This is a genomic window from Flavobacterium sp. (assembly GCF_049590715.1).
Taxonomy (GTDB): domain Bacteria; phylum Bacteroidota; class Bacteroidia; order Flavobacteriales; family Flavobacteriaceae; genus Flavobacterium.
Map to the genome: position 1 here is coordinate 1 of NZ_JBAWDL010000255.1, position 2,312 is coordinate 2,312.

At 36.1% G+C, this 2,312-nt stretch carries 2 protein-coding genes and 1 pseudogene; 2 read left to right on the plus strand and 1 reads right to left on the minus strand.

Annotated elements, in window-relative coordinates; genetic code table 11:
* Positions 1-471 (plus strand): annotated as a pseudogene (locus WBQ70_RS11725) (PepSY domain-containing protein); the annotation flags it as partial.
* An 86-nt stretch (positions 472-557) separates the two neighbouring features.
* Here WBQ70_RS11725 and WBQ70_RS11730 read toward each other — a convergent pair.
* Entirely contained in the window at positions 558-1,220 is a 663-nt protein-coding gene (locus WBQ70_RS11730) for a TrmH family RNA methyltransferase (RefSeq protein ID WP_423914391.1), read from the minus strand.
* 226 nt (positions 1,221-1,446) lie between these two features.
* On the opposite strand from WBQ70_RS11730, the gene WBQ70_RS11735 reads away from it, so the two are divergent.
* A complete protein-coding gene (locus WBQ70_RS11735; protein WP_423914393.1) occupies positions 1,447-2,142 on the plus strand; it encodes an SIR2 family NAD-dependent protein deacylase in 696 nt (231 codons plus the stop codon).
* Positions 2,143-2,312 lie beyond the last annotated feature (170 nt).

Genomic DNA, 2,312 nt, shown 5'->3' on the forward strand with positions numbered 1-2,312 from the left:
ATTGATGCTAAAACAGGAATTGAAACGCCAAAATTAGAAGAACAATATGCTGTATTCTTAGCTAGTAAGTTTGCCAAAATGATGATAGCTGACACGGAACTTCCAGCAGATTGTTGTGATGTTGAAAATACTAATTCGTGTATCAAAAACGCCAAATTATTAAAAACAGACTATTTATATCAGTTTGATAATCGTGAATATGGTTTTGTAAACAAACGTTTGCCTGTGGTGAAATTGAGTTATGATACGGCTGACAATGCTACTTTTTATATCGAACCCGCTACTTCAAGATTAGCATCAGTAGTAACTGATTCTAAAAGAACCGAAGGCTATAGCTTTGCGATCCTGCATAAATATTTATTCATGGATTGGGCTGGAAAAAACATCCGTGATTTAGTGATGGCTTTATCGGCTTTGGGGGTTTTAGTGGTCAGTTTGATGGGATTGTACTTATTCCTTAAAAGAAAATAATACCATTTAAGCACTACCTTAAAAAGCCACGAATTGCCGAATTAAAAATCATAATTTGGCAATTCGTGGCTTTATTATTTTATGATTTATCTCGGATTATCTTCGTAGTACCTCGCTTCAATACGTTTGATATCCTTAATCGAATTCTTTGCCCAAGCCAAACGTTTTATCAAAATTTCTTCCTCGGTCAAATGCCAATTAATGTCTGATTGTTGCAATCGATTCGTCAAACTCTGAATAATTATGGCTGCCGAAACGGAGATATTTAAACTCTCTGTAAACCCTACCATCGGAATTTTAAGGAAACCATCAGCACGCTCTAAAATTTCCGCTGACAAACCATCTCTTTCTGTTCCAAAAAACAAGGCACTAGGTTTACTAATATCAAAATCCTCCAGCAAGCAATCATTCTCATGCGGAGTCGTTGCAATAATTTGGTATCCCTTATTTTTCAGCGTATCCACACAATTCGAAATGCTATCAAATGCGTTAATATCAACCCATTTTTGAGCCCCCATTGCGATTTCCTTATCGATTCTTTTTCCGTAACGTTGTTCAATAACGTTCAATTCTTGGATTCCAAAAACCTCACAACTCCGCATCACTGCACTCGTATTGTGCATTTGAAAAATATCTTCAACAGCAACAGTAAAATGATTGGTTCTATTATTTAATACTTTTAGAAATTTTTCTTTGCGATTATCCGTGAGTATGTTTTCAAGAAAATGGAGGTAATCTAAATCTATCATGAGAAACTTTTTGGGCAAAAATAATAAAAAATAAAAGAGTGTCAAGTATTTGGGCGTGTCCCTGCGGGTCGGGCTATTCACTACAATCTTGTGGGGGCATAAATGCCTGCCCCCACAAGGATTTCCGTTGCTATCCCTCACGCAAAACCTGCTCTACATTAAAATTCATTTAATAAAAGCATCCTTTCTCTCAATTTTGTAGCTTTGAAATCGTAACAAAATCCGCATGAAAAAGAAATTAGTAATACTCACAGGAGCTGGAATTAGTGCCGAAAGTGGTATCAAAACCTTTAGAGACAGTGATGGTCTTTGGGAAGGTCATAACGTAATGGAAGTGGCTACACCCGAAGGTTTTCATAAAAATCCCGAATTAGTATTAGACTTTTATAATCAAAGACGCAAACAACTTTTTGAAGTACAACCAAATTTGGGACACCAACTTTTAGCCAAAATGGAACGTGACTTTGACATACATATCATCACTCAAAATGTAGATGATTTACATGAAAGAGCAGGAAGTACAAACGTTTTACATCTTCACGGCGAATTACTAAAAGTACGAGCTGTCAATAATGAAAATGATATTTTAGACTGGAAAACCGATCTATTCCTTGGCGATACTGATACTAATGGAAACCAATTACGTCCTCATATTGTATGGTTTGGCGAAGCTGTTCCCGCGCTGGATGAAGCAATTAGAATCACTGAAACAGCTGATTATTTTGCCGTAATAGGCACTTCATTACAAGTCTATCCAGCGGCTGGATTGATTGATTTTACTAAAAAAAACACGCCTTTATTCTATATTGATCCAAAACCTGCTTCGATACCGAATTTAAGAAACCCATTGGAGTTGATTCCCATGAATGCTTCGGAGGGGGTTTTGATCTTAAAGAATAAATTATTGCAATACGCCCTTTAATTGCAATAACATCCTGTTTAAAATGTAACCATAAGTCTGAACGTTGAAAAATCTAGATATAAAAAAAAGAGGAACTGAAGTACATAGAGCAGGATTTCTATCGTCATAAATGCACAAAAGTTACTTACAGCCCTGATCGAAGTGGCATCCTTTTTTATTTTACCCTGACA